Origin of the sequence: Pseudoalteromonas sp. PPB1, assembly GCF_015356275.1 — a bacterium.
GTDB classification, from domain to species: Bacteria; Pseudomonadota; Gammaproteobacteria; order Enterobacterales; family Alteromonadaceae; genus Pseudoalteromonas; species Pseudoalteromonas rubra_D.
The window spans coordinates 1-3,035 of the sequence record NZ_JACEQV010000062.1 but is presented as its reverse complement, the minus strand read 5'-3'; the positions used below and the strand labels follow the sequence as shown (position 1 = coordinate 3,035).

The 3,035-nt window shown below is 51.0% G+C and carries 1 protein-coding gene; it reads right to left on the bottom strand.

Features of this window, described 5'->3' with window-relative positions:
* Positions 1 to 3,035, bottom strand: a 3,035-nt coding sequence (locus IY568_RS24230; RefSeq protein ID WP_194868952.1) for a non-ribosomal peptide synthetase, incomplete at both ends; no start/stop codon positions are given.

The following is a 3,035-nucleotide window of genomic DNA, read 5'->3' as shown; positions in this document are numbered from 1 at the left end:
TAGTGCATGACTATCCACTTTGCCATTGGGTGTCAGCGGCATCTCATCTATAAACGTCAGTGTCTGCGGCATCATGTAATGAGGCACTGCCGCTGCCAATGCTTTTCGAAGCGCTACGATGACCTCTGCGTTGTCCTGCGCAACCCCTTCGCTGCGTGTTAAAAACGCCACCAGTTTCGGCGTCTCTGCCTCACTGTTATCCAGTAAAACCACCGCTGAATTGACCTGAGCATGGCGTTTTAAGTGGTACTCAATCTCCCCCAGCTCAATGCGATAACCGCGATATTTAACCTGGTTATCTGCCCGTCCAATGTAGATGAGTTCTCCCCGCTCATCGTACCTAACCAAATCCCCTGTCCGATATATTCGGCTGCCTGCTTCATCACTAAAAGGGTTATCAATAAAGCGCGTCGCTGTCAGCTCTGCCTTGCCTAAATACCCGCTCGCCAAACCTGCGCCACCAATGTAAAGCTCTCCTTCTGCCCCAAATGGCACCAGCCGCTGCTCGCTATCACAAATATAATGTGCATAGTTCGCAAGCCCTCGCCCTAACGTGATGGCCTCCCCCGCATTTCGGGTATTCATCTCCTTTACTAACGAGTAAATGGTGCACTCTGTCGGACCATAGCAATTCCACAGCGAAATAGGATGCGCCATGAACTGCTTTAATAAGTCCTCCGTTAACGCTTCTCCGGCCGTCAGTGCCACTAAATCCGCTTTCCCTCGCCACTGTGTGGCCAGCAGCTGCTTCCACCGCGATGGCGTCGCCTGCATCAGATCAACGTCATGGCGACAAAGCAGCTCATTGATCAAGACCGCATCCATCTTCTCTGCTTCACTGGCGATAACGCAGCGCCCCCCGCTGGTTAAGCACCCTGCCCATTCAAAGAACGCTATATCAAATGCAACACTGGCCAATAAAAGCCAGGTCTGACCGCTTTCTATGGGCAGTTTGTCGTGCATTGCGGCCAATAAATTGGCTGCTGAGCCATGCTCGATCACCACACCTTTTGGTTGCCCCGTCGAGCCTGAAGTATAAATAATGTAAGCACTGCGACTGAGATCATGACCGGCATATCCTGCTTCCAACGGCACATAGGACGCTAACGCCTGCTGCTGTGTTAACTCGTCCAGGACGATTGCCTGAAGGTTCGTAAAAAAGCCCACATAACCTTGCTGGGTGATGACGTGAGTGATGCCACTATCGGCAACAATGTAATTCAGTCGTTCCTGCGGATAATTGGGGTCAAGTGGGACATACGTGCCCCCCGCCTTCAGGACGGCAAACAGCGCAATTAACATCTGTGGTGAGCTTTCAAGGCACACACCAATGATGGTCTCTGGGCCAACTCCTTGCTCAACCAGGTATGCTGCCAGCTGCCCTGCCTGTTGATTGAAATCAGCATAGCTCAGTGTTTGCGCACCATATATCAGCGCCGTGGCATCCGGGGTTTTACTTGCTTGTGCTTCAATCAGCGCATCCACAGTGTGAGTTGGTGCATCGAGGCTTGCGCCCGCATTCAGGGTATTGACTAAGTAATGCGTCTCATCCTCTGATAACATCGACAGCGCACTGAGTGGCGCGGTTTCTGATACCACCATCGCTTTTGTTAATGCCATGAAGTGCTGCGCCATCGCTTCAATGGTGCCTGACTCAAACAAGGCGTCGTTATACTCAAACTCAAATTCAAGCCCACGAGGCGTCTCGGTAATATTCAACGCCAGCTCATACATCGCATAAGCCGTATGCCCTTTACGCTGTACTAAGGTCGCATCACCCAGCTCCACACGCTCTGGCCTCGCCACATTCATACTCAGCATGATTTGAAACAATGGCGCATGGGCATTGCTGCGCTCAGGGTTCAAGCGCTCCACTAATAAATCAAACGGGATATCCTGGTGCGCCATCGCCTCGACATTCACGGCCTTCACCAAAGCCAGGTAATCCCGCACTGTCAGCGCTTCTGAAAACTCAACACGCAACACCAAGGTATTGACGAAAAAACCAATTAAATCGGTAAATTGCTGACGCGGACGGTTGGCCACAGGGGTACCCACAACGATGTCCTGGCTATGACTATAACGGGATAAGAATAAACAAAACGCCCCATGTAACAGCATAAACAAGGTCACATCGTTGTTATTTGCGCAGGCATTTAAGCGTTCATGCCATTCATTATCTAAATTAAAACGATGGCTGGCCCCCTGATAACCCAGTTGTTGACCACGACTTTTCGCCAACGGTAACGTATGCACAGGAGGGGCACCTGCAAGCTTGTGTTCCCAATACGAGAGTTGAGATGCCAACACCTCCCCTGTAAAGCGCTGCCGTTGCCAGCAAGCGTAATCTCGGTACTGTGTCTGCAGCGGTGCAAACTGCGTATTCCCGTTACTGATGGCCTGGTAATGCGCAGCAAACTCCTGTTGTAATAGCTCTAAAGACCAGCCATCACTGACAATATGATGTACCTGGTACATTAACATACCACGCTCATCCCCCAGGTGGAGGTAACACGCTCGCAGCATGACATCGTGTGCTAAGTCGAAGACCTGATGTGCGCTGTGCTGAAGATGCTGTGTGATTTCTCGCTGTTGCTGCTGTGCTGATAAGGCGCTCAAGTCCACATATGTCAGCGTAAAGTTGGGCACGTCGTTAACGTGTCTGTAAAACCCTTCCGAATCAGCTTGAGCAATAAACACCGTACGCAGCGACTCATGTCGGGCAATGATGGTTTCAAAAGCTGCCGCTGCAACGTCCAGGTTTAATGTGCCCTGTACTTCAAATAACTCAGATAAGTTGTAATGAGGACTCCCCCCATCCAGCGCATCCACCAGAGCCAGACGTTGTTCAGAAAAAGAGAGCAAGGAAGCGGTGTCAGTGCTGTCGACCGGGGGACGCTCACTATCTCTGCCCGCACTTTTAACCGCCGCACTGACTCCGGCAATCGTGGGCTCAATGAAAAAGTGGCTCATATTCAAATCAGCATCAAAACACTGGCTTATCTCACTGACAATTTGCATCGCCAGCAAAGAGT